Annotated in this window: 22 protein-coding genes and 1 tRNA gene; 13 read left to right on the plus strand and 10 right to left on the minus strand. The window is 68.7% G+C overall.

The window, feature by feature from the left end; translation table 11 throughout:
* The 3 genes from OZ403_RS03940 (at nucleotide 1) to OZ403_RS03950 (ending at nucleotide 2,363) form a co-directional block, all read left to right on the plus strand.
* The gene (locus tag OZ403_RS03940; protein WP_268783504.1) at nucleotides 1-1,059 is read left to right on the plus strand and encodes an ABC transporter ATP-binding protein; all 1,059 of its coding nucleotides are present in this window, start codon (nucleotides 1-3) and stop codon (nucleotides 1,057-1,059) included.
* A gap of 113 nt (nucleotides 1,060-1,172) precedes the next feature.
* Nucleotides 1,173-1,439, plus strand: a complete 267-nt coding sequence (locus tag OZ403_RS03945; protein WP_174259033.1) for a YkvA family protein — start codon at nucleotides 1,173-1,175, stop codon at nucleotides 1,437-1,439.
* A 96-nt stretch (nucleotides 1,440-1,535) separates the two neighbouring features.
* Nucleotides 1,536-2,363 (plus strand): SDR family oxidoreductase, encoded by an 828-nt coding sequence (locus OZ403_RS03950; protein ID WP_268783505.1) that lies wholly within the window; start codon nucleotides 1,536-1,538, stop codon nucleotides 2,361-2,363.
* 6 nt (nucleotides 2,364-2,369) lie between these two features.
* Here OZ403_RS03950 and OZ403_RS03955 read toward each other — a convergent pair whose 3' ends face one another.
* The 3 genes from OZ403_RS03955 to OZ403_RS03965 all read right to left on the minus strand — a co-directional run bounded on the left by OZ403_RS03955 (nucleotide 2,370) and on the right by OZ403_RS03965 (nucleotide 6,560).
* Nucleotides 2,370-3,482 (minus strand): tetratricopeptide repeat protein, encoded by a 1,113-nt coding sequence (locus tag OZ403_RS03955; protein WP_237081731.1) that lies wholly within the window; start codon nucleotides 3,480-3,482, stop codon nucleotides 2,370-2,372.
* A 70-nt stretch (nucleotides 3,483-3,552) separates the two neighbouring features.
* The gene (locus OZ403_RS03960; protein WP_268783507.1) at nucleotides 3,553-6,066 is read right to left on the minus strand and encodes a VIT domain-containing protein; all 2,514 of its coding nucleotides are present in this window, start codon (nucleotides 6,064-6,066) and stop codon (nucleotides 3,553-3,555) included.
* The gene (locus OZ403_RS03965) at nucleotides 6,063-6,560 is read right to left on the minus strand and encodes a MerR family transcriptional regulator (RefSeq protein ID WP_268783508.1); all 498 of its coding nucleotides are present in this window, start codon (nucleotides 6,558-6,560) and stop codon (nucleotides 6,063-6,065) included. The genes OZ403_RS03960 and OZ403_RS03965 overlap by 4 nt, the downstream gene beginning before the upstream one ends.
* A gap of 216 nt (nucleotides 6,561-6,776) precedes the next feature.
* On the opposite strand from OZ403_RS03965, the gene OZ403_RS03970 reads away from it, so the two are divergent.
* On the plus strand, nucleotides 6,777-7,238 hold the full coding sequence (locus OZ403_RS03970) for a DUF2721 domain-containing protein (RefSeq protein ID WP_140787410.1): 462 nt from the start codon (nucleotides 6,777-6,779) through the stop codon (nucleotides 7,236-7,238).
* A 6-nt stretch (nucleotides 7,239-7,244) separates the two neighbouring features.
* Here the strand turns inward: OZ403_RS03970 and OZ403_RS03975 are convergent, their stop codons facing one another.
* Genes OZ403_RS03975 through OZ403_RS03985 form a run of 3 tightly spaced genes read right to left on the minus strand, consistent with a single transcriptional unit; the run spans nucleotide 7,245 to nucleotide 10,751 of the window.
* Nucleotides 7,245-8,084: a slipin family protein gene (locus tag OZ403_RS03975; protein WP_140787412.1), complete on the minus strand. Its 840-nt coding sequence runs from the start codon at nucleotides 8,082-8,084 to the stop codon at nucleotides 7,245-7,247.
* Nucleotides 8,084-9,439, minus strand: coding sequence for an NfeD family protein (locus OZ403_RS03980; RefSeq protein ID WP_268783509.1), 1,356 nt, complete (start codon nucleotides 9,437-9,439; stop codon nucleotides 8,084-8,086). Before OZ403_RS03980 ends, OZ403_RS03975 begins: the two co-directional genes overlap by 1 nt.
* A gap of 1 nt (nucleotide 9,440) precedes the next feature.
* Nucleotides 9,441-10,751 carry a glycosyltransferase gene (locus tag OZ403_RS03985; RefSeq protein WP_268783510.1) on the minus strand — a complete coding sequence of 437 codons (1,311 nt, stop codon included), beginning with the start codon at nucleotides 10,749-10,751 and terminating at the stop codon, nucleotides 9,441-9,443.
* A gap of 214 nt (nucleotides 10,752-10,965) precedes the next feature.
* On the opposite strand from OZ403_RS03985, the gene OZ403_RS03990 reads away from it, so the two are divergent.
* Nucleotides 10,966-11,184: a hypothetical protein gene (locus OZ403_RS03990; RefSeq protein ID WP_140787417.1), complete on the plus strand. Its 219-nt coding sequence runs from the start codon at nucleotides 10,966-10,968 to the stop codon at nucleotides 11,182-11,184.
* A 100-nt stretch (nucleotides 11,185-11,284) separates the two neighbouring features.
* Nucleotides 11,285-12,883, plus strand: coding sequence for an amidohydrolase (locus OZ403_RS03995; protein ID WP_140873205.1), 1,599 nt, complete (start codon nucleotides 11,285-11,287; stop codon nucleotides 12,881-12,883).
* An 18-nt stretch (nucleotides 12,884-12,901) separates the two neighbouring features.
* On the opposite strand, the gene nhaR is transcribed toward OZ403_RS03995, so the two are convergent.
* Entirely contained in the window at nucleotides 12,902-13,801 is a 900-nt protein-coding gene (gene nhaR, locus OZ403_RS04000) for a transcriptional activator NhaR (RefSeq protein ID WP_140787423.1), read from the minus strand.
* 117 nt (nucleotides 13,802-13,918) lie between these two features.
* Here nhaR and OZ403_RS04005 point away from each other — a divergent pair, with 117 nt between their 5' ends.
* Together OZ403_RS04005 and OZ403_RS04010 are read left to right on the plus strand one after the other, a co-directional pair.
* On the plus strand, nucleotides 13,919-14,713 hold the full coding sequence (locus OZ403_RS04005) for a sigma-70 family RNA polymerase sigma factor (RefSeq protein WP_174258641.1): 795 nt from the start codon (nucleotides 13,919-13,921) through the stop codon (nucleotides 14,711-14,713).
* An 88-nt stretch (nucleotides 14,714-14,801) separates the two neighbouring features.
* Nucleotides 14,802-14,874, plus strand: a tRNA-Phe gene (locus OZ403_RS04010).
* A gap of 147 nt (nucleotides 14,875-15,021) precedes the next feature.
* Here the strand turns inward: OZ403_RS04010 and OZ403_RS04015 are convergent.
* On the minus strand, nucleotides 15,022-15,468 hold the full coding sequence (locus tag OZ403_RS04015; protein WP_140873207.1) for a hypothetical protein: 447 nt from the start codon (nucleotides 15,466-15,468) through the stop codon (nucleotides 15,022-15,024).
* Nucleotides 15,469-15,921: 453 nt separating this feature from the next.
* Here OZ403_RS04015 and OZ403_RS04020 point away from each other — a divergent pair, with 453 nt between their 5' ends.
* Complete coding sequence (locus tag OZ403_RS04020) at nucleotides 15,922-17,577, plus strand: DUF6119 family protein (protein ID WP_140873208.1); 1,656 nt, start codon at nucleotides 15,922-15,924, stop codon at nucleotides 17,575-17,577.
* A 60-nt stretch (nucleotides 17,578-17,637) separates the two neighbouring features.
* Here OZ403_RS04020 and OZ403_RS04025 read toward each other — a convergent pair whose 3' ends face one another.
* Nucleotides 17,638-18,792 (minus strand): hypothetical protein, encoded by a 1,155-nt coding sequence (locus OZ403_RS04025; RefSeq protein ID WP_140873209.1) that lies wholly within the window; start codon nucleotides 18,790-18,792, stop codon nucleotides 17,638-17,640.
* Nucleotides 18,793-19,064: 272 nt separating this feature from the next.
* Here OZ403_RS04025 and OZ403_RS04030 point away from each other — a divergent pair, with 272 nt between their 5' ends.
* The 4 genes from OZ403_RS04030 to OZ403_RS04045 all read left to right on the plus strand — a co-directional run bounded on the left by OZ403_RS04030 (nucleotide 19,065) and on the right by OZ403_RS04045 (nucleotide 24,350).
* A complete protein-coding gene (locus tag OZ403_RS04030) occupies nucleotides 19,065-19,610 on the plus strand; it encodes a hypothetical protein (protein ID WP_140873210.1) in 546 nt (181 codons plus the stop codon).
* A gap of 104 nt (nucleotides 19,611-19,714) precedes the next feature.
* Nucleotides 19,715-21,121 carry a M16 family metallopeptidase gene (locus OZ403_RS04035; protein WP_174259980.1) on the plus strand — a complete coding sequence of 469 codons (1,407 nt, stop codon included), beginning with the start codon at nucleotides 19,715-19,717 and terminating at the stop codon, nucleotides 21,119-21,121.
* The gene (locus OZ403_RS04040) at nucleotides 21,118-22,578 is read left to right on the plus strand and encodes a M16 family metallopeptidase (protein ID WP_268783511.1); all 1,461 of its coding nucleotides are present in this window, start codon (nucleotides 21,118-21,120) and stop codon (nucleotides 22,576-22,578) included. Before OZ403_RS04035 ends, OZ403_RS04040 begins: the two co-directional genes overlap by 4 nt.
* Before the next feature lie 155 nt (nucleotides 22,579-22,733).
* Nucleotides 22,734-24,350, plus strand: coding sequence for a hypothetical protein (locus OZ403_RS04045; protein ID WP_268783512.1), 1,617 nt, complete (start codon nucleotides 22,734-22,736; stop codon nucleotides 24,348-24,350).
* 26 nt (nucleotides 24,351-24,376) lie between these two features.
* Here OZ403_RS04045 and OZ403_RS04050 read toward each other — a convergent pair whose 3' ends face one another.
* Nucleotides 24,377-25,732, minus strand: coding sequence for a DUF1615 family protein (locus OZ403_RS04050; RefSeq protein ID WP_268783513.1), 1,356 nt, complete (start codon nucleotides 25,730-25,732; stop codon nucleotides 24,377-24,379).
* Nucleotides 25,733-25,762 lie beyond the last annotated feature (30 nt).

Below are 25,762 nucleotides of genomic sequence, written 5' to 3' on the forward strand. Positions count from 1 at the left end.
ATGCCTCTGCTTTCGCTCGACGACGTCACCCTTCGTTATTCCTCCAGCGGTACCGCCGCGGTGGACGGCCTGTCCCTGGCGGTGGAGCCCGGCGAAGTGCTGGCGCTGCTGGGCCCGTCGGGGTGTGGCAAGACGACGACGCTGCGGCTGGTCGCGGGCTTCGAGCGCCCCAACAGCGGCACCGTCACGTTGGAGGGCCGCACCCTGGCCAGCCCTGGCGCCTTCGTGCCGCCCGAGCAGCGCAGCGTGGGCATGGTGTTCCAGGACTACGCGCTCTTTCCGCACCTGTCCGTGGTGGAGAACGTGGCCTTCGGCCTCACCGCGATGCCGCGTCAGGAAGCCCGCGCCCGCGCGAGCAACATGCTGAAGCTCTTCGGCCTGGAGGGCTTCGAGTCGCGCATGCCACACGCGCTCTCGGGCGGACAGCAGCAGCGCGTGGCGCTGGCCCGGGCGCTGGCTCCCGGGCCTCGGGTGCTGCTGTTGGACGAGCCCTTCTCCAGCCTGGACAGCGCGCTGCGGGCCTCCACGCGGATGGAGGTCCGGCGGGTGCTGAAGTCGCTGGGGGCCACGGTGATGCTCGTCACGCATGACCAGCAGGAAGCCATGGCCTTCGCGGACCGGCTGGCGGTGATGCGGGCGGGCAAGGTGGAGCAGGTGGGCACACCGGAGGCCGTCTACGCCACGCCGCGCACGGCCTTCGTGGCGTACTTCCTGGGCGGCACCAACCTGCTGCCGGGTGTGGGCTTCGGCAATGGCGCCCGGACGCTGCTTGGCATCCTTCCGGTGACGGGCGCGCCAGCGAAGGGCAACGTGCTGCTGTCGCTGCGTCCAGAGGCGATGCGACTGGTGCCGGACACGGATGGCGTCGCGTTGGGCGGCGCGCTGCGAGCGGAGGTGTTGGCGCGCGAGTTCCAGGGCCCCGCCGCCGAGTTCACCGTGGCGTGCAACGGCCTGGAGCTCACCGTGCGCGGCGCGCCGGACCTGCCGCTGCGCGCAGGTGACCGGGCGCGGCTGGAGGTGGTGGGGCGGGCAATGGTGTTGGAGGACACTCCGGACTGAGCCTGGCTGTCCCTCGGGCGGCCGGACGGCATACGCTGGGTGTGGGCCGGGGCCGCAATCACCCGGGCCCTTCATGCGTAGAGGTAGGTATGAACATCGCAGGCCTTCGTGGAATGGGGAGCCGTTTTTTCCGGTACGTGCGCGACCCGCACGTAGCGCTCTGGCGGAAGCTCGCTGGCGTGATGGCGGTGGTCTACTTCCTGTCGCCCGTGGACGCGCTGCCGGACGTGATTCCGGTACTCGGCTGGTTGGATGACCTGGGCGTGCTGTCCGCCGCCGCCTTCTTCATGGTTCGCGAGGTGCAGCGCCACCAGATTGTCATCCCGGGAGAGGCTGCGCAGCCGGGTGTCGCCGCCCCGGCGCGCAGCAAGACGGTCTGAGTCGCCGGGCACCCCCGTGACGCGGGGTGAGAGGCTCTTGCCGGGTCCCGGGCACCCGTGGTTTGTGCGCCAGGAAGACTGTTGCACGGAGCCTGGATGTCCGGTTCGCAGGGAAGTGTCGTTCTCATCACCGGTGCGTCGTCCGGCATCGGCAAGGCGTGCGCGGAGCTGCTGAGCGCGCGTGGCCACATCGTCTACGGCACCAGCCGCCGTCCCGTGGAGGCCGCGCCGCCGGGCTACCGGATGCTGGAGCTGGACGTCACCCAGGACGACTCCGTGCAGCGAGCCGTGGAGACGGTGCTGTCGCGTGAGGGCCGCATCGACGTAGTGGTGAACAACGCGGGTCATGCGCTCGCGGGCGCCGCCGAGGACACCTCCATCGAAGAAGCGCGCGCGCAGTTCGACGCCAACTTCCTGGGCGCGCTGCGCGTGTGCAAGGCGGTGCTGCCTTCAATGCGCGAGCGGCGCTCTGGCCGCATCATCCAGGTCAGCTCCCTGGGCGGGCAGGTGGGGTTGCCCTTCCAGTCGCTCTACAGCGCCAGCAAGTTCGCCCTGGAGGGCTTCACCGAGGCGCTGCGCCAGGAGGTGGCCGAGTTCGGCATCGAGGCGACGCTGGTACAGCCCGGAGACGTGCGGACGCAGCTCACCCAGAACCGCGTGTGTGTCGTGAAGGCGGGCGCGGGCTCCGTGTACCAGGAGCGCTTCGAGGCCGTGCTGAAAGCCATCGAGAACGGCGAGCGCGAGGGACTCGCCGCCGAGGACGTGGCGAGGAAGGTGCTGGAGGTGATGGAGCGCGGAGCGCCTCGCGTGCGCTACCCGGTGGCCCAGCTGGCGCAGCGCGTGGCGGTGGTGGCGAAGGCCGTGCTGCCCTCGCGCACCTTCGAGCAGATCCTCATGTCCATCTACGGCCTGCGCCGCCGCTGACCGAGGCTAGAACCGGCCCACCATCGATACGCCTGTGCCCCCACGCGACGTGGTGAGCGGCGCCAGCGTCACCTGGGGCGCGTCCGGAAGGTCGAAGTTCCGGGAGAGGTACGTGGTGAGGGCCAGGCCGCCCAGCACGCCGATGCCGCTGCCCACGAGGATGGCGTCTCCCGCGTCGTTGCCCGCGGTGAGGTAGACGGCGCTCGCGCCCACCAGTCCGCCGAGGATGCCGCCCGCGTCGATGATGAGCATGCGGCCTCGGGACACCGGCACGTACTTCGACAGGATGGCCATCGACAGGATGCCCGCGGCGGTGGCGCCCAGCTCGACAGCGAAGAAGCCCTGCGTGTCATTGTTGTCCGAAGTCGCCAGAAACAGCGCCGTCACCGCGCCGGCCCAGAGGCCACCCGAGTTGGCCAGGGACACCTGTCCCGAGGTGGGGTTCACCAGGTGCGCCAGCAGGACGCCCACGCCGGTGAAGCCCGCCCCGCCGAGGATGGCGGAGCCCAGGGCATTGTCACCATCCAAGTCGAAGGCGAGCAGTGTCGCGACACCGAACCAGAAACCCCACACGGTGCCGGAGTTGATGACGGCGGCTTGTCCGTCCGTCACACCGCCCCGGGTGAGAAGCAGCGAGCTGGCGGCGCCCGCTCCTGCGCCCAGCAGTGACACCGCGGCGTAACCCTGGCCGCTGCAATCTCCGATGGCGCACAGGAGGACGCCTTGGGTTACCCCGTGCAGCGTCTGCACCACGACGAGAGAGGCACGCGCGGCGCTGGAGTGGGGCTCTCTCCCCACCGCGCTCGCGGCGGCGGTGGCCAGCCGCCCCCCGGGCGCGAGCCGTGTCCGGGAGAGCCGGGCCAGCTCGATGGCATATGGGTGCTGTGGACAGGCCGCGAGCACTCGCTCGAACAGCGCCAGCGCCTTCGCGTCGTTGCCGCTCACGAGCGCATCGAAGCCAGCCGAGTAATCCGCCTCGGAGCTGGCCGCACAGGCATCGGGCGTGGACACCAGGGGCGGTGCGGTGACCGTCTCCGGTGCCGTGGCCTCGGAAGAGGGCGGAGTCTCCGGGGGCTGAGCGGAGAGCGTGGCAAGCAGGATGAGCGTGGCGAGCGTCATGGCGCCCGGCACTGTATGCGAAGCGCGGCGGCGGCATGTATCAGCCATGCCGCCGCCTTTTCGCGGTGCGTCAGCGCGCTGCCAGCGTGTCGACGTGCTCACGCAGGGCCACCTCGTTGCCCAGCCGGCCGTTGAGCCCGACGAGCGGCTTCGCGGCCTGCTCGATGCGGCCCCGGGTGCGCGGCCCCGCCGCGGCCAGCCACGCCACGCCCAGCGCCAGCTCCGCCACCTGTGCATCGCCGCTCAGGCTGGCGGCCAGGGACAGCAGGGCCTCCACCGCCTTCTTCACCTGCGCGCCATGCAGCGGATGGCTGCTGGTGATGCCCTCGCGCAGCAGCGTCAGCAAGGCCAGCGCCGTGGCACGCGCCTGTCGCACGGGCTCGGAGCCTTCGCCGGTGCCTTCCCAGAGCCCGTTGGCGAGCTGCCGAGACAGCAGTCCCTCCGCGCCCGTGTCGACACCGCCCTCGGCCGCCGGAGCCTCGTCGCGGTACGCGTCGGATTCCCCGAACTCCGCCTCCTTCATCGGCTCTGGAGGCTGACCGCCGCCGAAGAAGTTGGAGAGGATTCCTCCCTTATTGCGCTTCTTTTTCATGGCGTCGGCCTTGCCCTGTTCACGCCGCTCGCTCCTCATGATCATCCAGTCCGTGGTGCCGCCATCGGCATCGATGGAGGGCGTGCTCTGCGCGGGCGCGGGCGGGGGCGGCATGGCGCCACTCGCGGCCATCCGTCCGCGACGGGGGACGGCGCCACCGATCGCGGCCTCCTCCTTCTGTGCGCCGAACATGGCCCAGCCCGCGGGGGCGTTCACGGGGATGACGCGCGTCTTCGCCTGTCCCGAGTTCCGCCGCTCGCCCTTGCGCTCCTCCACCACGACGAACGAGGTGTACCGGGTGACAATCTGGTGCGCGACGGCCAGCTCGACGATGCGCTGTTTCATGGACTCCGCGCGGCGTCCGGTGAGCTGCGCGGCCTCCCAGCCCCGGATGCGCTCGGCGGCCCACAACTTCTCCACCGCCGGCCGGTCCGACACCGCGGGCAGGTCCACGCGGACGGTGAGCGAGAAGGGCTCCCGTCCCGAGCGCCCACGCAGCGTCACCGTGCCCGTCCCGGGCGAGGCATAGCGGCCCAGCAGCGTCCAGGGCACGCCATCCACCAGGGGGGGCAGCTCGGCGGGCGCCAGCTCCGCGCACTCCACGCCGTCGAAGTGGACCTCCAGCTCGGTGACGCGAGGTGCCAGCGCGCGGGAGAACTGCGCCACCACCTTGTCGTCGATGCGCTCGCCCGGGTGGATGAACTCCACGTCGCCGCCCGTCTGCTTCGCCATGTCCCGCAGCAGCACGTCGCTGACGTTGGTGCCGATGCCGAACGAGTACACCCGTGCCGTCTTCCGAGCCTCGAGCACGGCGCGCAGGATCTCCGACTCGTTGCCCACCTGTCCGTCCGTGAGCAGCACGATGACGCCGTCGGGAGCCGCCTGCACCGCGGCGCGCATGGGCGCGAGCAGCTCCGTGCCGCCATCCGCGTTCAGCGCGGCCACCCATCGGTCCGCCTCCTCGAGCGTGCGCTGCGTGAAGGGCACGGGCTCGGGCTGGAACGACCGGAAGTGATTCTCGAACGCGATGACGTTGAACCGGTCGCCCTCGCGCAGGTGGCGCAGGCACAGCCGGAGCGCGGCCTGGGCCTGGGGCAGGCTCTCGCCGGCCATGGAGCCGGAGACGTCCACGACGAACACCACCTCCTGCTTGGCCGGCGCGGAGGCCATGGCCAGCAGGTCCGGCACCACGGTGAGCGCGAAGGTGCCCGGGCCTCCCTCGCCCTTGCGGTGCGTGACGAGCGGCGTGAACACCGCGCTGCTGTCCGGGCTGCGCAGGCTCAGCACCAGGTCGCGGTCCAGGGACACCTCGCCGCGCGAGAAGCCAACGCGCACGCGGGTGCCTTCCTCCCGGGTGACGGTGATGGCGTGGGACGGGCTCTCCACCACCACCTCGCGGCCCAGGTCCACGAGCAGGTCCATGCGCAGGCCGTAGTGCACGTTGCCCACGGGCGGGGTGATGCGGTCCGCGTCCGGCACCTGGGCCGTGGGCGCTTCACTGCCGTGGCCGGTGCGGTCGCCCGTGGTCGCACCGGGGATGTAGCGAGGCGCCACCAGCGTGGGCAGCATCCAGCGCACGCTACCTTCCTCGGCGGTGACGGCCTGGAGGAACTCCACCTCCACCACCGTCTCCTCGCCGGGCAGCAGGTTGCCCACCTGCGCGGTGAAGACGTTGCGGCGCTCCTCGTCCAGCAGGGCCGCGCCGTGGCCCGCGGTGACGGCGTCGTCGTAGGTCCGGAAGGCCTCTTCACGCTCCCGCACCACGCCTTCAAGGCGCCGCCCGGCGCACGTCATGGAGAAGGCGGAGAGGGTGCCATCCGAGGGCAGGGGGAAGGTGTAGATGGCCTCCACCGGCTGGTACTCGTCGTTGCGATAGCGCTGGCGAACGCGCACGCGTGCATGTCCGCCGAGGAGCTCGCCCGTGACTTCGACACCCTGGAGGGGGACCTGCGTGCCGTTGCGCGTGTACAGCCCTGCCTTCTCGTTGGTCATGGCTTCTCCCTTTCCTGGAACTCCGCGATGAGGGCGCGAACGCGTTCCGCGAGCGCCCGAGTCTTCGTGTCCGCTGCTTCCGAGACGTGCAGCTCCAGCCCTGGGAGAAGTTCCCAGCGCTCGTAACGCTTCAGGCCCGTGGCCGGGGGCGGGGGCGCTTGCTGTGGCGCCACCACGGCGGGCCCCGGCGCCGGCTGCGCGTACACCGGGGGGGTGGGTGTCGCGTCTGAATCGGCGAGCTGGCGCAGCTCATCGAGGCTCAGGCGCTGCAGCTCCGCCTGGATGGCATCCAGGGGAAGGAACCGCGCCTGCAGGACGCGGATGGCCTTGAGCCGCACGAGGTGCTCTTCCCCGTACACGGTGTCGGGTCCCCGGAAGGGGGGCGCGGGAAGCAGGCCGCGTTGGACGTAGTAGCGCACCGTCCGCGGCGAGACGCCCACCGCCTCGGCCAGCTCCGTCAGCTTCCATTCGCTCTGTGTCTTCGGCGTGCTCACGGTTCAGACAGTACGACTCGACATTCTGAGTGTCAAGCTGCCACTGACGAATTGGCAGTAGCGGTGGCTGGAACGCGAGGGCCCCAGCTCAGCGGCATCTCGACAGTGTTGCTGCCAAGTCATGACACCCGGCGCTTGTCCGCTGTCATGACCCGGTGGCGGGCGAAGGGCGCGGAGGTGTTGCGTCAGTCGGGGTGGGGTGGAACAGAGGAGGGCATGAATGGCCTCGCGGAAGTCGTGGACCTCTCTTCCATCCGGCTCATCGGCACGGCGGTGACGCCCGCGGTGATGGTGTCGGCGTGTGGCATCGTGGCGACGGGGTTGGACAACCAGATTGCGCGCATGACGGCGCGCATCCGGGAGATGGCGCGGGAGTGGCGGCTGCTGCCGGAGGGGCACACCCGGCGCGCGGTGTTGCGCCAGGAGGTCGCCATCCTGGACCGGCGGCACGCCATCCTCGCCCGGGCGATTGCCTTCACCTACACGGCGCTGCTGGCCTTCGTGGTGACGTCGCTGCTGTACCTGACGAAGCGGCAGACGCAGCTGCCCGAGGCCCTGCCGGTGGTGTCCTTCTCGTTGGGCGTGGTGCTGCTGGGCGCGACGGCGCTGCTCGTGCTGGCGTCGCTGCGGCTGAGCCGGCGGGCCATCAAGCTGGAGCGGCAGGAACTCTTCGACTAGCGGCCGTCAGGACAGGCCGCCCGCGGGAGGTCCCTCTTCTTCATCCTCGGCGTATCGCCGGTTCTCATGTCCATCGTCGGCCTGCTCCAGGTGGGCCTTCACGCCGCTGAGCGTGCGCAGCAGGTCGAGCGGGATGGGCAGGATGGTGTGATTGCCACCGGTGGTGATTTCCACCAACGTCTGGAGGTAGCGGAGCTGGAGGGTGGCCGGGTAGCGGCCGAGGACCTTGGCGGCCATGGAGAGCTTCTCGGCGGCCTGGTGTTCGCCCTCGGCGGCGATGATTTTCGCGCGGCGCTCGCGCTCGGCTTCGGCCTGCCGCGCGATGGCCCGCTGCATCTCCGCAGGCAGGTCGATGTGCTTCACCTCCACGTTGGACACCTTGACGCCCCACGGGTCGGTGCGTGCATCGAGCACCTGCTGAATCTCGTGGTTGATGCGCTCCCGCTCGGAGAGGAGTTGGTCCAGCTCCACCTGGCCCAGGATGGAGCGCAGCGTTGTCTGGGCGAGCTGGCTGGTGGCATAGAGGTAGTCCTCCACCTGGAGCACGGCCTTGTCCGCGTGGATGACGCGGAAGTAGACGACGGCGTTGACCTTCACGCTGACGTTGTCCCGGGTGATGACGTCCTGTGGGGGCACGTCACGGGCCACGGTGCGCAGGTCGATGATGACCATGCGCTCCACGAAGGGGATGAGCCAGCGGAAGCCCGCGCGCTTGAGCCCCACGAAGCGCCCGAGCCGGAACACCACGCCGTTCTGGTACTCATTGACGATTCGCACCCCCGACAGGAAGAGCAGGAACAGGATGGCGACGGGGATGAGCACTCCGAACAGTCCGGTCAGTTGCATCAGGTCGGTACCTCGTCGACGAAGAGGGTGAGTCCTTGCATGCCTCGCACCACCACGTGCGCGCCGGAGCTGATGGGTGCGGTGGACGTGGCGCTCCAGCGCTCTCCGTGAATGAACACCTCGCCGCCCTCCGGTGTCACCGGGGCCAGGGCGGTGCCTCGCTCACCCACGAGCCCCAGGTCGCCACCTTGCTGGGGGAGCCGCCGCGTCTGCGCGCTCCGGTAGGCGACGTAAGCCGCCGCACCCGCCAGCGCCACGGTGGTGGGCACCAGCCACGTCCACGACACCTGGAAGGAGCGGTCCACGAACCACTCCGGGTCGAAGCGGTCCACGAGGAACAGGCCGCCCAGGCCCAGCAGCACCACGCCCGCGGCGCCGAGCAGTCCACTGGTGACGAACAACTCCGCGATGATGAGGGCCGCGCCCGCCAGCATCAACAGCACCGCGCCCGCGCGGACAGGCAGCGCGGACGACGCCACCAGCGCCAGGACCAGCGCCACCACGCCCATGAGCCCCGGGGCAATGGCGCCCGGATGTGACAGCTCCACCACGAACCCCAGCGCGGCCAGCAGGAACAGCAGGTAGACGATGGCTGGATTGGCGAGCGCGTGCACGGTGCGCTGGGACAGCGTGGGCTCCAGCGTGACGATGTGCGCATCCCGCGTGGAGAGCCGCACGGACTCGCCGCCCGCCACCGTCACACGCCGCCCGTCCGCCTGCGTGAGGAAGTCCGCCTCGGTGGGCGTGACGTACTCCACCACGCGCAGTGCCCGCGCGTCGTCCGCGGAGACGCTGACGCTGTCGCGCACGGCGGAGGCGGCCCACTGCACATTGCGGCCCCGCTGCTGGGCAATGCTCTCCGCGAACGCGACGGCGTCGTTCTCCACCTTGCGGGCCAGTTGCTCGCCGCCCACGGCTTCCGGGGACTGGCCGGAAGGGCCCACCACCGGGTGTGCGGCCCCGATGTTGGTGCCCGGCGCCATGGCCGCGACGTTGGACGCCAGGGCGATGAAGACGCCCGCGCTGCCCGCGTGTGCGCCGGAGGGGCCGACCCAGACGAGCACCGGGACAGGTGACGCGAGGAAGGCCCGGACGATGTGGCGCGTGGCCTCCAGCGAGCCGCCGGGGGTGTCCAGTCGCACGAGCAACGCGTCATGCCCCGCGGCCGTGGCGCGTGCCACGCAGTCGGACAGGTAGCCGCCGGTGCCGGCGTCGACCACGCCCTCCAGGTCGCAGCGCGCCACGGTGGGCTGGCCGTTCCTCGTGGGCGCATCGGCCGCGGGTGCGAGCAGGCCCGCCATGAGGACACACAGGAGGGCCGGACCCGCGAGTCTCCACCGTGCCCGTTGGTGCATCTCACACCCCCTGGAGGCTGGCGGGGTTGAAGGAAGCAGGGACGATGCCGCGCTGGGGCAAGGGGCGCAGGGCTGCCAGTTGCTTGATCATCCGCAGGTGGTCCACGAGCAGCCGAGGCATGAGGAAGTGCTGACGCACGTGCTCGTGTCCACGCGCGCCCAGCAGCCGGGCCTCGTCGGGACGGCGGAGCATGTGGAGCATGGCCTCTGCACATTCCTCCACGGTGTCCACGAGGACGCCGCCGGTGCCCTCGGGCAGCTGCATGGGAATGCCGCCCACGCGCCCGCCGACGACGGGGGTGCCCTTCCACAGCGTCTCCGAAACGACGAGCCCGAAGCCCTCGCGCAGGGACTTCTGGATGACGACGTCGGAGACGGCCTGGAGCGCGTTGACCTCGATGTTCCCCACGCCCACCAGGTTGGTGAGGATGTGGATGAGGCTGTCGCCCGCGGTGGCGTCGCGGAGTTCCTCGTACACGTCCCAGCCCTCCGGGTCGTCCAGGGCCAGTGAGCCCGCGAGCGCGAGCTGGAGGTCGGGGACGTGGGGCCGCACGCGCTGGTAGGCGCGGACGACACCGAGCGGGTCCTTCCACCGGTCGAAGCGGCTGACCTGGGTGACGAGGGGCCGGTGGGTGCGGATGCCAATCCACTCCAACACGTCGCGCGAGAGGGCCTCCGGCAGCGGGTGGTTCTTGGGACTGAGTGGGTCGATGGCGGGCGGGTAGATGCGGACGTCGGAGATGGGGAGCTGGGGTGGAATGAACTCCCGCATCGTGAAGATGGCGGCGTCGTAGGCGCGCAGGTAGGGCGACAGGAAGTCCCAGAAGGCCGGGTTGGGGTGCGAGGTGTCGATGTGGCAGCGCCATATCCAGCGCGCATCGAGATGGGGACTCAGCGCCGCGAGCACGGCGGGCTGCGGGTCATGGACGAAGACGAAGTCGTAGTTCTCCGAATCCGTGACGAGCCGGTGGGCGTTGAGCTGGGCGTTGGCCAGGTAGGTGGCCTTCTCGGACTCGGTGAGCTCGCCGGGGGCGCCTTGCAGGCCGTTGTGGATGCGCTTGGTGACCTGGAAGAAGGTGTCGTCGCCGTGGATGATCTTCCAGTCCGTGACGATGCCCAGGTCGTTGTAGAGCGGGACCAGGGAGCGGAGGATTTCGGAGACGCCGCCGCCGTAGGGCGTGGCGCTCAGGTGCATGCACCGGGCGCCCCGCAGGTCCTCGGAGAGCCGGTGCAATTCGTCGAGGAGTTCGTCGGGAGCAATCCCGCGATAGGTGGCAAGCGAACGCTTGCCAATGTCCACGACGTCCAGCATGGCCTCGGCCTCCCAGGTGAGCGCTCCAGGCAACGGTGCGCACGGGAAGCAGCATCATCCCGCGCCGTGTGACTGCCGGGCTGCTGTCCGGCACCGGGGGCAAGCCCCCGACGGTGTGCCCGGGCATCCGCTGGTGGACGTTCGCTGTCGTCGACAGATTGTCGATGGAGGGCACGCTCCCTAGGGTCCGTCCGCAACTCGATAAGGAGGCTACATGCGTCGTGCCGTTCTCATTGCCCTGGGCGTGGCAGTTGCTGCGCCCGCTTGCAAGACCACGCAGCCCGAAGGAACCGAGAATCGTCAGCCCTTGACGGGCCCGGATCAGATCCGCGAGCCCGTGCAGACGGTGCCGGATTCCCCCGCGGGCCCCGCGACGCCCCTGCCGGATATCGACGCGGGCACGCCGGAGACGCAGGAAACGCCGGCGGAGTAGTCCGCGCCAGGACGGTATTCATCGCCACGCGTGTGACCGTGACAGCGCAGCCAGGCTCGCGCACAGTTCGCGTCCGAAGCGGCACGCGGAAGGAGTCACGGTGCAGGCGACAGTCTACCTGGCGGAGCGGGTGTGGACGTTGGATGCGGCGCGGCCACGGGCCCAGGCGCTGGCGGTGCGGGATGGGCGGCTGCTGGCCGTGGGGACTCGCGAAGAAGCGGAGGCTGCCGCGGGCCCGAATGCGCGCCGGGTAGACCTGGGCGCCGCCACCGTGGTGCCGGGCCTCGTGGACGCGCACGCGCACATCCACGGGTTGGGCCGGAGCCTGACGACGGTGCGGCTGGAGAAGGCGGCCTCGGTGGATGAGGCCATTCGCCGGCTGACCGAGGCGCCCGCCTCCAGCTTCCAGGGAGACTGGCTGCTGGGAAGAGGGTGGGACCAGAACGAGTGGCCTGGTGGCGCCTTCCCGGGCCGCAAGGAACTGGACGCGCGCCTCCCCTCGACGCCCGTGTTCCTCACCCGGGTGGACCACCACGCGGCCTGGGTGAATGGCGAGGCCCTGCGGCGCGCTGGAGTCACCCGCGACACGCCGGACCCCGAGGGCGGCCGCATCCTCAAGGACGCGCACGGCGAGCCCACGGGCGTGCTGGTGGACAACGCCATGGACGTGGTCGCCGCCGCGATGCCTCCACCTTCCAGGACGCAGCTGGAGACTCGGCTGCGGGCCGCGCTGACCCGTTGCGCGCAGGTGGGGCTGACCGGGGTGCATGACGCGGGCATGGAGTGGGATGCCTTTCGCGTGCTCCAGGCATGGGACGCCGCGGGCACGTTGCCTCTGCGCGTCTACGCGATGGCGGCGGGCCAGGGTGACGAGCGGCACGCGTACCTCGAGCAAGGACCGTGGCAGGGGCGGATGCTGGCGATGCGCTCGGTGAAGTTCCTGGCCGACGGCGCGCTGGGGAGCCGGGGCGCGGCGCTGCACGACGACTACTGCGACGAGCCAGGGCAGTGGGGCTTGTGGCTGCTGCCACCCGAGGAACTCGCCTCACGCGCCCAGGCCTTCATGTCCCGGGGCTTCCAGGTGTGCATCCACGCCATTGGAGACCGTGCCAATACCTTGGTGCTGGACGTGCTTCTGCGCGGCGCCGAGGTGACGGGCACACAGTCGCTGCGGCACCGCGTGGAGCACGCGCAGATTCTCCGGCGCGAGGACATCCTCCGCCTGGGGGCCGCGGGGCTGGTGGCGAGCGTGCAGCCCACCCACGCGACCAGCGACATGCCGTGGGCGGAGTCCCGGCTGGGCCGCGAGCGGCTCAAGGGCGCCTATGCCTGGCGCAGCCTGCGCGACGCGGGCGCGCACCTGGCGTTGGGCAGTGACTTCCCCATCGAAAATCCGGATGTTCTGGCGGGGTTGTACGCGGCGCGCACGCGGCAGGACGCGGCCGGCAGGCCCGAGGCCGGGTGGATGCCGGAAGAGCGACTGACGGCGCGCGAGGCGCTGGAGGGCTTCACCACCGGGCCCGCCTGGGCGTCCTTCGACGACGCCCGGCGCGGCAGGCTGGCCCCGGGGCTGGACGCCGACTTCGTGGCCCTGTCGGAAGATCCGCTGGAGGGGCCCGCCTCGGCGTTGGTGAAGGCGCAGGTCCTCGCCACCGTGGTCGCAGGCGCAGAGGTGTACCGCGCTCCGTCCCTGGCCTGAGCGCGGCGTCTTGGATGCTCACTCGCCGAAGATGTGCGAGCGCGCCGCCTCGGCGATGGTGACGACGGCGGGGTGGCGAATCTTCCGCTCGACGGTGATGGCGTAGAAGCAGGTCTCGATTTCGTCGGTGCGCCCGATGACGGAGCAGTTGAACTGACGCTCCACCTCGGCCTCGATGGCGCTGGGCATGGCGAAGACCCCGTGCCCGCGCTGGCCGAAGGCCTGGAGCAGCGCGCTGTCATCGAAGTCACCCGCGATGACGGGGCGCAGGCCCTTGCGCTCGAACCACAGGTCCATGGAGCGGCGCGCGGAGGACTCATCTGACGGCAGCAGCACGGGCGCGCCGTCCAGTGATTGAGGGAAGTTCTCCTTGAGTTCGAGCAGCTTCCCGGCAGCGAAGAAGGACACGCCACACTTGCCGAGCAAGTGGTTGAACGAGCGCACGCTCACCGGCTCCGAGCTGGGCGCATCCGCGAGCACCACGTCCAGCTCGTGCAGGGCCAGCGAGGCGAGCAACTGCGGCAGGGGCCCTTCGCGGCAGATGATGCGCAGCGACGGGCCTGCTTCGAGCGCGGGCTTGAGGAGCTGTTCGGCCACCAGCTTGGGGATGACATCGAGCACGCCGACATTGAGTCGCAGCTGCTGCCCGGGCGGCAGGCCGGAGACGACGTTCTTCAGCTCGTTGCCCAGGCGGAAGATCTCGTCCGCATAGCGCATCACTGTGCGGCCCACGTCGGTGAGCACCAGCTTGCGGCCCTGGCGCTCGAACAGCTTGTGGCCCAGCGACTCCTCCAGGAGCTTGAGCTGGCTGCTGATGGTGGGCTGCGCCAGATGCAGCTCCTCGCCTGCCTTGGCGATGCTGCCCGCCCGCGCAACCGTCCAGAAGTACAGGAGGTGATGGTAGTTGAGCCAGCTCATATATATAGAGATAGTCGAAGTGTTGTCGTTAAACTACCTAATTTTCTTATAGAGCCCCGACCTTTAATTTCCTCTGCGTCGCGCCGTCGTGTGGGCGCGCCCAACCGGAGGAGGTCCATGGAATCCATCAGCCTGAACGTATCCTGTGAATCCCCTGAGCTCGTGGTTACGGCCGAGGTCGTTGAAGCGCGCGTCCGTGGGCACCTGGAGTTGGTGCGGCGGTTGGCGTGGAAATACCGGTGGACTGGCCTGTCGATGGAAGAGCTGGTGGCGGAAGGCAACGTTGGGTTGATGGAAGCCGCGGGACGTTTCGAGGAACGCGGGGTGCCGTTCGCGGCCTATGCCAGTCAGTGGATTCGTGCGCGCATCCGCGCCTACGTGGGCCGCAACTGGAGCATGGCGGGCGGCCGGGCGCCTTGGGTGGTGTTCCAGCTCCGGAGGGAGCGGGCGCGGCTGGAGGCCCGGTGGGGGGAGGGCCACCCGGAGGTGGAGAAGCGTCTGGCCGAGGCCTTGGGGAAGCGGGAGGACGAGGTGGCCCGCGCCATGGAGGCGCTGTCGCGGGACGTGTCGCTGGACGCGCCGGTGTCTCCGGACTCGGAGGCCACGCGGCTGGAGGGGCTGATGGCGGATGCTGACTCGCAGGAGGACCTGGTGGACCGGGCGAAGTGGGCGCGGCGGCTCCGGGCGAGCGTGGACGCGGCCTGGCCGGAGCTGGATGCCCGGGAGCGCGCGCTGGTGGAGGAGCGGATGCTGGCGGAGGACGGGGTGAGCGCGGAGCTGCTGGCGCGCCGGTTCGGGGTGACGGCGGTGCGTATCCGGCAGATCGAACAGGGCCTGCGGGTGAAGCTGCGCCACAGGCTGACGGCCGGTCTCACGTCCTGGGACGGGGAGGCCATGTCCCTGGCGGCCTGACGCCTGACCGCCCGGGTGGCGGAGAATGCTGTTGACGGAGGAGGGAGGGGCTCGCTATGAAGGCGCCGTTCCGCGCGGTGCCCCTTACGCCCAGGTAGCTCAGTCGGTAGAGCAGGGGATTGAAAATCCCCGTGTCGGTGGTTCGATTCCGCCCCTGGGCACTTAGCGGAGATGAAGGCCTCTGGACCCAAAGTCCAGAGGCCTTTGTCGTTTCCGGCGCGGTGCGTCACGGCTCCGGGGTGGCGCCCAGCTCATGGGCCGACGGTGGACGGTGCGCAGCCGGTGGGTGACGACGAGCTCCCCGGGCTTCAGCGCGGCGCCCCGTTCGAGTCCGGCGAGCACGTCGCCTTGCATGATGGCTTCGGGGGCTCGCTCATCTCCGTGGTGGACACGTGGACGGAGAGGCCCACCGAGGGCTCCCGGACGAAACGGAAGATGCTGGCCCAGTCCTTGGTGCTGGCGCGGACCAACTGCAGCGTGAAGTCGGGAATCTTGAGTGTGGGTGCGAGCGCGAGGCGTGCCAGGGGAACCGCCAGGGCGTCGGGGGCCGCGCTCGACAGGCCCATGCGGAGCTGGAGCCGCGCCATGCGCTGGGCCAGGGGAGAGGTCAGGAAGGCCTGTGCCTGGTAGGCGTAGACTTGAAGGTCGAGCGTCCGGAGCCGGGAAAGGCGCTCGTATCCTGGGCGAGCTCGTGCCACTTCGGGTTGGGTGCTGTCGGCGATGAGGGATTCCAATCTGTGCAGCTTCGCGAGCATCTAGCAGTCGACGTCGCTGGAGGCGAGTGAGCGCAGGGACTGCATGACCGAGTGCGGGGTGATGGTCTGGTCGCCGCAGCCTTCGTGAGCCGCTGCTCTTGTGCCGCGTACTTGGTCATCAATACGCTCTTGGAGCTCCCTCCTGAAAGCCGACTGCTTCGGTCGCGATCCGTCCAGAACGGTGACGCGCGTCAGCGATGTTTCCGCGGTACTTGTAGACTGTGAACTGTAATTCCCGTGGTGGTGCTTCGCCGGTCTGCGCGATGCCGCCCGAACGTGAGCAAGAGGGCCGCGTGTGCGTCGATGCCAAGGCCTTGCGCGTGCATCGGTTGGCTCGCTGGAGGGGGACTACCACCTGAGAGGTATGTCCACTGCGGTCTGTCCCTCGTACGTTTTGTGGACGCGCCGAGACAACTGGCGCGGCGTGGGAGGCCCTCGTTGAAGACAGCGACGATGAAGACGAAGAAGCGTCTTTCCCCAGAGAAGGCGCGGACACGCAACCTGACGCTCTTGCTGCTTCGGGATGATGTGAAATCTCCGGTGGATGCGCTGAAGGCGCCGAACGAAGTGCAGGAGCACCCTTGGGCTCCTGGGCTTCGGATGCGCGGAGGGCTGTTCCTGTCGGCGACCACTCCGAACTCCCCGAGATGGATTGAGTTTCTCCAGGAGGGGTTCTCCGACCTGCCCTCGCTGACGAGCAGTGCGCCACTGGGGGTACTGTTCATCCATGCGGACACGCGGCTGTTCGCACTGACGCTCGGCCACGGGCGGCACCTGTTGAGGCCGGAGTCGTTCGAGCTGGATTTCGGGCTGAAGGTGACGCTGAACACCGCAGACGCATCGAAGCTGCGGAGCCTGGACCTGCGCACGTTTGAGGAACTGACCGTTCACACGCGCCTTCAGGTGAGCAGGGCGTCGCCCTTGACTACGTTCAACGTGGATGTCTCGCGAGACATGCTCCGGGCCTTTACGGGGGAGCCCAGGGACGCCACACTGGCCAAACGGTTCACAGGAAAGGATGCCCTGGTCATCAATGGGCCAGTCCGCTTCTCGGAGCTCGAGGAGAAATGCACTCGCCTCCTGAAGGAATTTCACAGCGACGAGTACAAGAAGGAATTTGCCTGGGTCGACAACATCAAGGCGATTCGTGACACCTCGCTCGTGGACAAGCTCGATGCCAAAGTGCTCAAGATGCTGAGTGAGCGGAGTTTTGACAATGCGCACCTCGCACCACCCGACATGCTGGAGTGGAACGAGGTGCCTGGTTTTCAATACCCCGGTGAACGAAAAGACATCCATTCCGACATGGACCTGGCGGAGTGTCTCGATGCCATTGCCAGGTTCGAGCAGACGGAGCCGGAAGAACTCGCCTTCGCGATTGAGGACCTGAAGAAGCGATATAAGATTCGTGTCGTCGTGGACGAGCATGGCCGCGAACGTGAGCGTTGGGCCGTCTACGACTGCCTCGTCCTTGAGCTGGACGAAAAGGACGCGCTCTACGTGCTCTCTGGCGGTCAGTGGTTCCGAATCGAGAAGGACTTTGTCGGTGCTATCAAGAACCGGGTTGCTACGCTCGCTCGCGATATGCCGAGGCTTCCTTTGGCTGAAGCCAACCAGGTGGAGGGCGCCTACAATCGTAAGGCTCACCGAGGCTCGAAAGCCTTCGCACTCTTGGATGAGGAACTCGTTCGGTGTGAGAGGGCCCACACTTCCATCGAGCCATGTGACCTCTTGACGGAGGAAGGCCCGAATCTCCAGTTCATCCACGTCAAGCGGAAGACACGCTCATCCACCTTGAGTCACCTCTTCGCTCAGGGTGTCGTTTCGGCCCAGGCGTTCCTGGGGGACATGGCCTTCCGTAAGGGGCTCAAGCAGGTCGTGAGCAAGCAAGGTCGTCCGAATCTGGTGAGGCGGCTGGGCGACCCTGCCAAGAGGCCTTCTGCGGAAACCTGTGAGGTCATCTTTGCCGTGATTGCAGGCGCGCCGAAGCGGGGAGCGAAGTGGCCACTGTCACTGCCGTTCTTCAGTCAGCTCAACCTTTCGAATGCAGCAGAGCGGCTCCAGGATCTGGGCTGCAAAGTCGGGATTTGCCGAGTCGACATCCAATAGTGTCCCTCCTCCTCGCACGAATTGCTTGGGGACCGGTGAGCAGTCGTTCGGGCTCGTGAATCACGATTGTTTCGTTGGGGTTCGAAGAGGCACCTTCGGCTCCAGCGTCCAGACATCCTTGTCTGCTTGGTAGATCGTTGCGCGTTTCCCCGCGGAAACATGCGCCTTCGTCGAGAGGAGCCCCGCGTGCCAGAGGTTCTGCTTCAGCTTGAACACCGTGGACGGGTTGTAGGCTGCGTCGGGAAGGTGGGGCGCTATGTCGCCTGAAGGGTCTGCGAGGAAGAGCGCTCCCGCGAGCGCCGAATCCAACTGGGAAGCCTCGAAGGCCAGCTTCGGAAGCTCCAGGGCCCCGCCTCTTTCCGACAGTGCTCGGTGAACCAACCGCACCGCGGGTTGTCGCAGCAGGACGAAACGTGCGACGGCGGCGAGCCCCGCGTCCACGTCCGCCAGCCGATTCCGCTTGTCGTATGCGCGAGTTGGGGTGAAGCGGAGGGCCTCGAGAAGATCGGCCACCGTCCTGCCCTCCACGGTCGGCTCGCCATTCATGTCAATGAGCCCGAGTGTCATCGCACCCGCGATGGCGAGTCGCCGTGAGTCCGCCGAGGAGAGGTCGCGCCAGAGCTGAGTGATGGCGTCCGAGAGCGAGAGAGATGTGCTCTTCCGGTCCGAGATGAATGCCACCGCCAGATAGTTGAGTGGGTGGTTGAGTTGCAGGCTGCGCGCGACTGGGGCGCCCTCCAGCATTGCCGCGGCATAGCTGACGACTTGTGGAAGCGGACGGGGGTCGGTGGGAAGAAGGGCTTCGCTCCAGCGCCTCTCGTTGAGCACGAGCAGCCCTACGCCGTTGTCTCGGGCCATCTGGGAGGCCGCGCGTGTGACGTCGCCATCCTGGTCAGGGACCGCGAGCCACGCATGGTGGACGCCAACGCGATACCGATGAGCTTGTCCCAGGCCTTTGACCCAGTCTCCACCTGAGGCTTTCACCTCGATTCCGGCGATGAGCTTTCCGCCTGCCGTCTCAAGATTGCAGATCATGTCCGGCCGCGCGTCGTCGAGCGAGAGCCGGGTCATGGGCTCGAGCTTGTGCTTGAAAGGGCTGCGCAGGTAGCTCGGGTCGGCGTCCACGAGGATTCGGCTGACGCGCGCGCCGCGGAGCCCATGCTCGAGCAGATGCTGTTTCAAGGAGTGAACGACGCTGGCTTCCGGGCTGGCCATGCCGGGCGAGCGTACCGTCTGTGGGGGAATCCGGCACGCTTGGCGCGTTTCACACACCCGTGAGCTCTTGGCGGGTGGAGCTCGGGGGACTTCCCCCGCCAGGATGGCCCCCTGCTTGCTCCCCAATGGCCGTAGGGCGCTCATCAGGCGGACGGGTTTGCCCCAGAGTGTGATACCCGTATCCAAGTCCAGCACCCGACGCGCTGCGTGGTACCGCATGGCGGTCCGGGGAGGCCCCTGGTACGGACAGGTTGTCGGAGGAACGAAACACGATGGACGCGAACGCAGTGGCGGAGCTCGAGAAGGCGGGCGTGAAGGTGGACCAGCCCGAGCGCCTGTACGTGGCGGTGGAGTGGGACGCGGGCGGCAAGCACGTGCGTCCGGTGGGGGAGCGCGTCCAGATTCGCGCGGGCGAGCAGCTGGCCCATGTGACGCTCAAGCCCATCTCCCAGCTCTTCGTGGGCGACGTGAAGCCCCCCAGCTTCGCCAAGGCGCCGCCGCCGGAGTATCAGCCCTTCTTCCTCCTCATCGAGGCCACCGCCGCCGGCTACTGCCGCGCCGTGCGCAACACCGAGACGGACCAGGAATTCGAGCGGCTCTACCGCCACCTCCTGCGCCGCCCCGACGGCACCGACCGCAACCCGCTCTTCTCGCACCTCCAGGGCGCCGTCCGCCTCTACATGTCCCTTCGCGACGTCAGCCAGGCGGAGTTCGAGGCCGTCATCCAGCGCCTCCACCAGTCCGCCAGGCACTTCCAGACACACACGGGCAGCATCAACTACTTCCAGGAAGTGCTTCGCGGCGTGCTCGGCGCCTGAGGCGTCCGTCATCCCCACGGCCCTCCTGGTCAACCCAGGAGGGTGGCAACTGGAATATCGTGCGCCGCCGCCCGTTCCTGGGCGTTCTTCCGACAGGAGCACGGATGTTCCGTCAGTCGTTACTCTGGACCTCGTGTCTGGCCCTGCTCTCCGGCCCCGTGGCCTGTGCGCAGACGCAGGCCAAGCCGGTGGCGAAGGCCGCCGTGTCCGCCGCGCCCAAGCTCGGCGCCGGCATCGAATCCCGCACCCTCAAGAACGGGCTCAAGGTCATCGTCTGGCCCGACCACGACATTCCCAATGTCGTCCTCTACAACTGGTTCCGCGTCGGCAGCCGGAACGAGTACCCCGGCATTACCGGCTTGTCCCACTTCTTCGAGCACATGATGTTCAACGGCGCGAAGAAGTACGGCCCCGGTGAGTTCGACCGCGTCATGGAGGCCAACGGCGGCGCCAACAACGCCTTCACCTCCGAGGACGTCACCGTCTACATGGACTGGTTCCCGCGCTCCGCGCTCGACGTCATCTTCGACCTCGAGGCCGACCGGCTCCAGCACCTGGCCATCGATCCCAAGGTCACCGAGTCCGAGCGCGGCGTCGTGTACTCGGAGCGCCGCTCCGCCATCGACAACGACAACATGGGCGCCCTGATGGAGCAGGTGCAGGCCACCGCCTTCGTGGCGCACCCGTACCAGTTCCCCGTCATCGGGTGGCCGTCCGACATCGAGTCGTGGCGCATCGAGGACCTCCAGCGCTACTACAAGACGTACTACGCGCCCAACAACGCCACGCTCATCTTCACTGGCGCCGTGACGCCCGCCGAAATCTTCGCGCTCGCGGAGAAGTACCTGGAGCCCATCCCCTCCCAGCCCGCGCCGGAGCCCGTCCGCACCAAGGAGCCCGAGCAGCAGGGAGAGCGCCGCATCGTCGTGAAGAAGCAGGCCCAGGCCCCGCTCATCCAGCTGGCCTACCACGGCATCTCCGGCAAGGACGCGGACGTGGAGGCGCTCACGCTGCTCCTGAGCATCCTCACCAACGGCGACTCCTCGCGGCTGCACCGCCGCCTCGTCGAGGAGGCGCGCGCCGCCCTCCGCGTCAACACCCACTTCAGCCCGGGCTTCGACCCATCGCTCGTCTGGGTCTACGCGGACCTGCCGCCCGGTGCTGACGTCGCCAAGGTGGAAGGACTGCTCACCGAGGAGCTGGCCCGCGTCGTCAAGGACGGCGTCAGCGACGCCGAGCTCAAGAAGGCGCGCAACATCACCCTGTCCCAGTTCTGGCGCAGCCTGGAGACCAACAACGGCCGAGGCCGCGCCTTGGGCGCCGCGGAGACGTTCCGCGGTGACTACCGCCAGCTCTTCGACGCGCCCGACCGCTATGAGCGCGTGACGCGTGACGACGTCCGCAAGGTCGCCGCGCGCATCTTCAACTCCCAGCGCCGCACCGTTGGCTGGCTCGTGCCCGCCGACGCGCAGGCCGCCACCCCCGACTCCCGCAAGGAGGCCTCGCGATGAGCGCCCCCCTCTCCTGGAAGGCCGCGTTCACCACGCTGCTGCTGTCCTCCGTCCCCGCCGCGGCCCAGGGCTCCGCCGCTGCTCCGAAGACCGCCACGGCGGCTCCGGCGCAGCAGGGCGTGACGCTCCCCAAGGCCACCACCGTCACGCTGAAGAACGGCGCGCAGCTCCTGCTCGTGGAGCGCAAGGAGCTGCCGCTCGTCTCGTTCAGCGCGTGGGTGCGCGGCGGCGCCCTGGGCGACCCCGCTGGCAAGGAGGGCCTGGCCGCGCTCACCGGCGAGCTGTTGCAGAAGGGCGCCGGCGGCCGTGACGCGCGCCAGTTCGCCGAGGCCGTGGACGGCGTGGGTGGCGAGATTCAGGTGGCCGCCAACCTGGAGGCCCTGGTCATCAGCGGCCAGTTCATGTCGCGCGACACCGGGCTGATGGTGGAGCTGCTCACCGACATGCTCACGCGCCCGCGCTTCGACGCGGAGGAGCTGGAGAAGGTCCGCGCGCGCAAGGCCTCTGAGATTGCCGCCGCGAAGGATGGCGACCCGCGCATGCTGATTGGTGCGTACTTCCAGGCCTTCCACTTCGCCGGGCACCCGTATGGCACGCCTGTCAACGGCAGCGAGGCGTCACTGCCCGGCCTGTCCCGCGAGGACGTGCTCGCGTACGCGAAGAACCACCTGGGCGCGGACCGGCTCATCCTGTCCGTGGTGGGTGACTTCGACGCGAAGGCGCTCGCGAAGAAGCTGGAGTCCTCGCTCGGCGGCTGGGCGCGCGCCGCCACGTCCGCGCCCACCGTGCCCGCCACCGCCGCCTCCAAGGGCCGGCGCGTGCTGCTGGTGGACAAGCCGGACGCCACCCAGACGTACTTCTGGATTGGCAACACCGGTATCTCCCGCGATGACCCGGACCGGGCCTCGGTGCGGGTCGCGGAGACGGTGTTCGGTGGACGCTTCACCTCGTTGCTCAACACGGAGCTGCGCGTGAAGTCCGGCCTCAGCTACGGCGCCAACTCCGTGTTCATCCGCCACACGCGTCCGGGGCCCGTCATCATCGCCTCGTACACGAAGACGGAGTCCACCGGCCGCGCCATCGACCTGGCGCTGGAAACGCTCTCCGGCTACCGGAAGGCCGGCATGGATGACGCCATGCTCGCCTCCGCGAAGTCGTATGTGCTGGGGCAGTTCCCGCCCACGCTGGAGACCGGGACGCAGGTGGCGGGCAAGCTGTCGGAGCTGGCCTTCTACGGCCTGGATTCCAGCGACGTGGACGGCTTCGCCAACGCCGTCTCCGCCACGACGCGCGAGGGGGTGCACGGCATCATCCAGCGCAAGCTTCCCGCGCCGGAGGACCTCACCTTCGTCCTCATCGGCAAGGCGTCGGACATCCGGGAGGCGGCTCGCAAGTACGGCACCGTCACGGAGATGAAGATTTCCGACAAGCACTTCGCGCCGCCCGCGAAGCGCTGAGACTCGCCGCGCATCGCCGGACCTGGAGGTTGTCGGGCCGGCGATGCCTTCGGGGCGGAATCCTCCGTCCCCGACGCAGCCTGTCTGGCCGCCCAGCAGGAGATGTCAGAGGCCCTCGGTAGGGTGCTCGGCGCTTCATCCTCCATGGGGGTCATATGCGTTTGCGTCACTGGTCGCTGCTGCTGGTGCCCACCTGTGCGGCATGGCTTGGCTGTGCGGGTGGCGATCCGGGTTCCGCTTCGGACTTCGGCGACGGACAGTCGCCCGTGAGTACGGACCGTCCCTCGGGCGACGGAACGGGCACGGACGAGCCGCGGTCCGATGTCAGTGAGCCCGGTGATTCCGACGACGTGGTGTTGGTGACGCGGACCACGCGCTTCCACACGGCGGTGGGGGTCGCGGAGCGCCAGGAAGACCTCTCCGCGAATCCTCCTGAAATCTACGTTCCCTCCGGGAACACGTTCAGCGTCGTGTCGGGCTCGGCGTCTCCGGAAGGTTGGCGCTTCACGGGCATCCCGTCCGGTGCGTACTACCTGCGAACGGGCAACAGCTTCGTCGTCACGTCCGCGCGCGCGGTGGACATTGGCAGCAACCGGCTGGGCCGTCCCGATACGGTCTTCAGTGATTTGTATGGGTCGCCCGTCCAGGTGAACCTCGCCAACCTGGCGCCATGGGTGCCATACGGAGGCGTGACGCAGCCGGGCTCGAGCCTGCAGGTCGCGTCCGCACAGGTGGACCTCTATGGCGGCGTGAATGTCTTCGACGAGGTGCTTGAAGGACAGACGCACCTGCTCAGCAACAACGCGGAGATGTGGGTGAGCAGCGGCTATTCGCTGCCTGTCTTCGAGGCTGGCCGGGGAGACCGGCTGTACGTGAGCCAGCACGGCCAGCTCGACGCGGGGACGCTGCCGGACGGGACCCCGCTGGCGTATTCGGCCCTGGTGCGCAGCGTGGAGATGGGGGCGTTCGACTTCGTCCCGGATGGTATCACCCCCATGCCGCTGACGGGCGTCATGCGCCCCGTGCCGATGACGGAGTTCCCCATCGAGTGGCGCCTGCCGGACTTCACCCGGTACGTGCACGCGGTGCACCCGCTCGCCACGGCCAGCTACCCCTCCTTCTTCGTCATGCCCGCGGCCCACGGCCTGAGCGACGGCTGGGTGGGGTACTCGGGGGAGGCGCTCTCCCTGACGTTTCCGCGGGGCACTTCGTTCAACTTCACCCGGCGCTTGTCGTATGGCAACCCGTTCCCATCCTCGTGGGAGATGGTGGGCGGAGCGCAGTACTCATTCCGCGTCCAAGCGGAGGTGCCGGGGGGCTCCGGGCTGTGGGTCTACCTGTCCGGCAACATGTATACCTATGAGCGACTGGATAGCCTCGTCGCAGGACCCATCCTGCCGCGCGTGTCTCCGCCTCGTGAGCTGACCATTGACGGTCTGCCCGCCAGTGATTCCCGTGAGGTGGGTTCCGCGAGTCCCGTCATCGCGTGGCTGCCTCCCATGGTGGGGTCACCCGCCGCCTACCGGGTTGCCATCTACCGGTTCCGGGAGGACGTCCGTACCAGCGTGCTGCATGGCAGCGTGAGTGTGCCCGGCTCGATCACCCAGGTGCGGCTGCCGCCCGGAACGCTGGCGCCAGATGGCATCTACTACCTGCGTGTCTCGGCCGTGGATGCTCCGTACTACGAGCTGGAGCGCTTCCCGTTCAGCACCGTGGACCGGTTGCCCCAGGCGCGCGCGGACACTCTCAGCTCGTTCTTCACCACGCCGTGAGGCGTGGTCGCTGAACCCGGGGCCCGCTACTTCGCCGTCAGCGCGCGGTAGCGGGTCATGCACTTCTGGAAGCGCTGGTCCACCGAGCGCGCGAACCACGCGGTGGTCAGTTCTCGCTTCAGCTTCGGGCTCTGGAGTGTCACCCGGGGAAGCTGGGCGTAGGACGGCGATTCGCCCGTCTCCCGCTGGTAGAGCCGCTTCACCGCGCGGAACGTGTCGGTGGATTCGAAGTCCGGCTCCTTCTCCTTGCGCACGTCACGGCGCACCTGCCGCTCGCTGAGCTCCTCCGGGGTAAAGCGTTGACGGAAGGCGAGCAGCGCCAGCAGCGACTTGCTGTCCTCGCTGCGCGGCTGCCCCTGCTTGTCATAGAGCTGGAGGTCTCCGTCGGGCGCCAGGGGATGGCCGGTGAGACGGCTCACCTGCGACTGGAGCGCGGCGTTGCGTGAGGCATAGACGCCCGCGTTGTAGTCCGCGAAGCGGAAGAGGGGCTCTGGGTATGCGGCCTCGTAACCCAGGAGCCGCGCGGTGCCGTAACGCACGCCGCCCGCGCGGGTGTACATCGACTCGCGCACCTCGGCCGGGTCCGCGTCCTCGCCCGCCTTCTGCATCGCGTAGCGCACGCTCACCTGCATGGAGCCGGCGGTGGTGACGGGGTTGAACTCGCTCAGGTTCCCCGAGGCGAAGAGGCCGCTGGCGAAGTCCACGACCTTGAAGGTGCTTGGGTATTCGTTCTCGTAGTACGCGAGCATGTCGCGGAAGAGCCGGTCCAGGTCGCGCTCGGTGCGCAGCGCGCGCAGCCGCTCGTCGAAGGTCTTCTTGCTGCCCTTCGCGCGGCCTTCCAGCACCGACGCCAGGACCTTGCGGCCCAAGGGGCCCAGCTTGTCCGCGTGCTCCTCCAGGCGCGCGCGGACCATCTTCGGGAGCCCTGGGACGGCTGGGTCGACCTTGTAGCCAGACTCTTGTTCGATGACGGCCAGCACGGAGCAGACCGCGGGCGGTGACGGGGCAATCTCCTCCACCTCCAGCGCGGCCAGCACGTCGCGGGCCCAGTCCTCGCGGTCCTGGAGACGCGGCGGCATCAGCTTCGCCACCTGCGACGCGGAGAGTCGGGGCGGCGGTGGAATGGACGGTTGGGCCGTGCCCGCTCCGCGGGTCGCACATGCGGTCATCGTGCCCAGTGCCAGCAGCATCCCCAGCCGGGCGCCCCTTCGGTGGGCGGCCATGGCCAGGTGCTGACGCGCGTCATTCGTCGCGTGTGCGCTGAGGACCGTGCGGCGGCAGGCCTGTGTCCAGGTGTGCCGCGCCGCGAGTGTCACCCACAGGCCGCGCCACGCACGGCGCCAGCCGGAGGTGTGGGACCGCGGTGGAATGGGCTCCTGCATGCGCTCGCCTCCGAGGCTTGGGCCCCAATA

The sequence above is a fragment of the Myxococcus sp. NMCA1 genome (genome assembly GCF_026810205.1).
Lineage (GTDB): Bacteria > Myxococcota > Myxococcia > Myxococcales > Myxococcaceae > Myxococcus > Myxococcus xanthus_A.

Excerpts from the sequence above, each read along its gene's own strand:
- OZ403_RS03940 (WP_268783504.1), top strand. The coding sequence starts at position 1 with ATGCCTCTGCTTTCGCTCGACGACGTCACCCTTCGTTATTCCTCCAGC.
- OZ403_RS03945 (WP_174259033.1), top strand. The coding sequence starts at position 1,173 with ATGGGGAGCCGTTTTTTCCGGTACGTGCGCGACCCGCACGTAGCGCTC.
- OZ403_RS03950 (WP_268783505.1), top strand. The coding sequence starts at position 1,536 with ATGTCCGGTTCGCAGGGAAGTGTCGTTCTCATCACCGGTGCGTCGTCC.
- OZ403_RS03955 (WP_237081731.1), bottom strand. The coding sequence starts at position 3,482 with ATGACGCTCGCCACGCTCATCCTGCTTGCCACGCTCTCCGCTCAGCCC.
- OZ403_RS03960 (WP_268783507.1), bottom strand. The coding sequence starts at position 6,066 with ATGACCAACGAGAAGGCAGGGCTGTACACGCGCAACGGCACGCAGGTC.
- OZ403_RS03970 (WP_140787410.1), top strand. The coding sequence starts at position 6,777 with ATGAATGGCCTCGCGGAAGTCGTGGACCTCTCTTCCATCCGGCTCATC.
- OZ403_RS03975 (WP_140787412.1), bottom strand. The coding sequence starts at position 8,084 with ATGCAACTGACCGGACTGTTCGGAGTGCTCATCCCCGTCGCCATCCTG.
- OZ403_RS03980 (WP_268783509.1), bottom strand. The coding sequence starts at position 9,439 with ATGCACCAACGGGCACGGTGGAGACTCGCGGGTCCGGCCCTCCTGTGT.
- OZ403_RS03985 (WP_268783510.1), bottom strand. The coding sequence starts at position 10,751 with ATGCTGGACGTCGTGGACATTGGCAAGCGTTCGCTTGCCACCTATCGC.
- OZ403_RS03990 (WP_140787417.1), top strand. The coding sequence starts at position 10,966 with ATGCGTCGTGCCGTTCTCATTGCCCTGGGCGTGGCAGTTGCTGCGCCC.
- nhaR (WP_140787423.1), bottom strand. The coding sequence starts at position 13,801 with ATGAGCTGGCTCAACTACCATCACCTCCTGTACTTCTGGACGGTTGCG.
- OZ403_RS04005 (WP_174258641.1), top strand. The coding sequence starts at position 13,919 with ATGGAATCCATCAGCCTGAACGTATCCTGTGAATCCCCTGAGCTCGTG.
- OZ403_RS04015 (WP_140873207.1), bottom strand. The coding sequence starts at position 15,468 with ATGCTCGCGAAGCTGCACAGATTGGAATCCCTCATCGCCGACAGCACC.
- OZ403_RS04020 (WP_140873208.1), top strand. The coding sequence starts at position 15,922 with ATGAAGACGAAGAAGCGTCTTTCCCCAGAGAAGGCGCGGACACGCAAC.
- OZ403_RS04025 (WP_140873209.1), bottom strand. The coding sequence starts at position 18,792 with ATGGCCAGCCCGGAAGCCAGCGTCGTTCACTCCTTGAAACAGCATCTG.
- OZ403_RS04030 (WP_140873210.1), top strand. The coding sequence starts at position 19,065 with ATGGACGCGAACGCAGTGGCGGAGCTCGAGAAGGCGGGCGTGAAGGTG.
- OZ403_RS04035 (WP_174259980.1), top strand. The coding sequence starts at position 19,715 with ATGTTCCGTCAGTCGTTACTCTGGACCTCGTGTCTGGCCCTGCTCTCC.
- OZ403_RS04040 (WP_268783511.1), top strand. The coding sequence starts at position 21,118 with ATGAGCGCCCCCCTCTCCTGGAAGGCCGCGTTCACCACGCTGCTGCTG.
- OZ403_RS04045 (WP_268783512.1), top strand. The coding sequence starts at position 22,734 with ATGCGTTTGCGTCACTGGTCGCTGCTGCTGGTGCCCACCTGTGCGGCA.
- OZ403_RS04050 (WP_268783513.1), bottom strand. The coding sequence starts at position 25,732 with ATGCAGGAGCCCATTCCACCGCGGTCCCACACCTCCGGCTGGCGCCGT.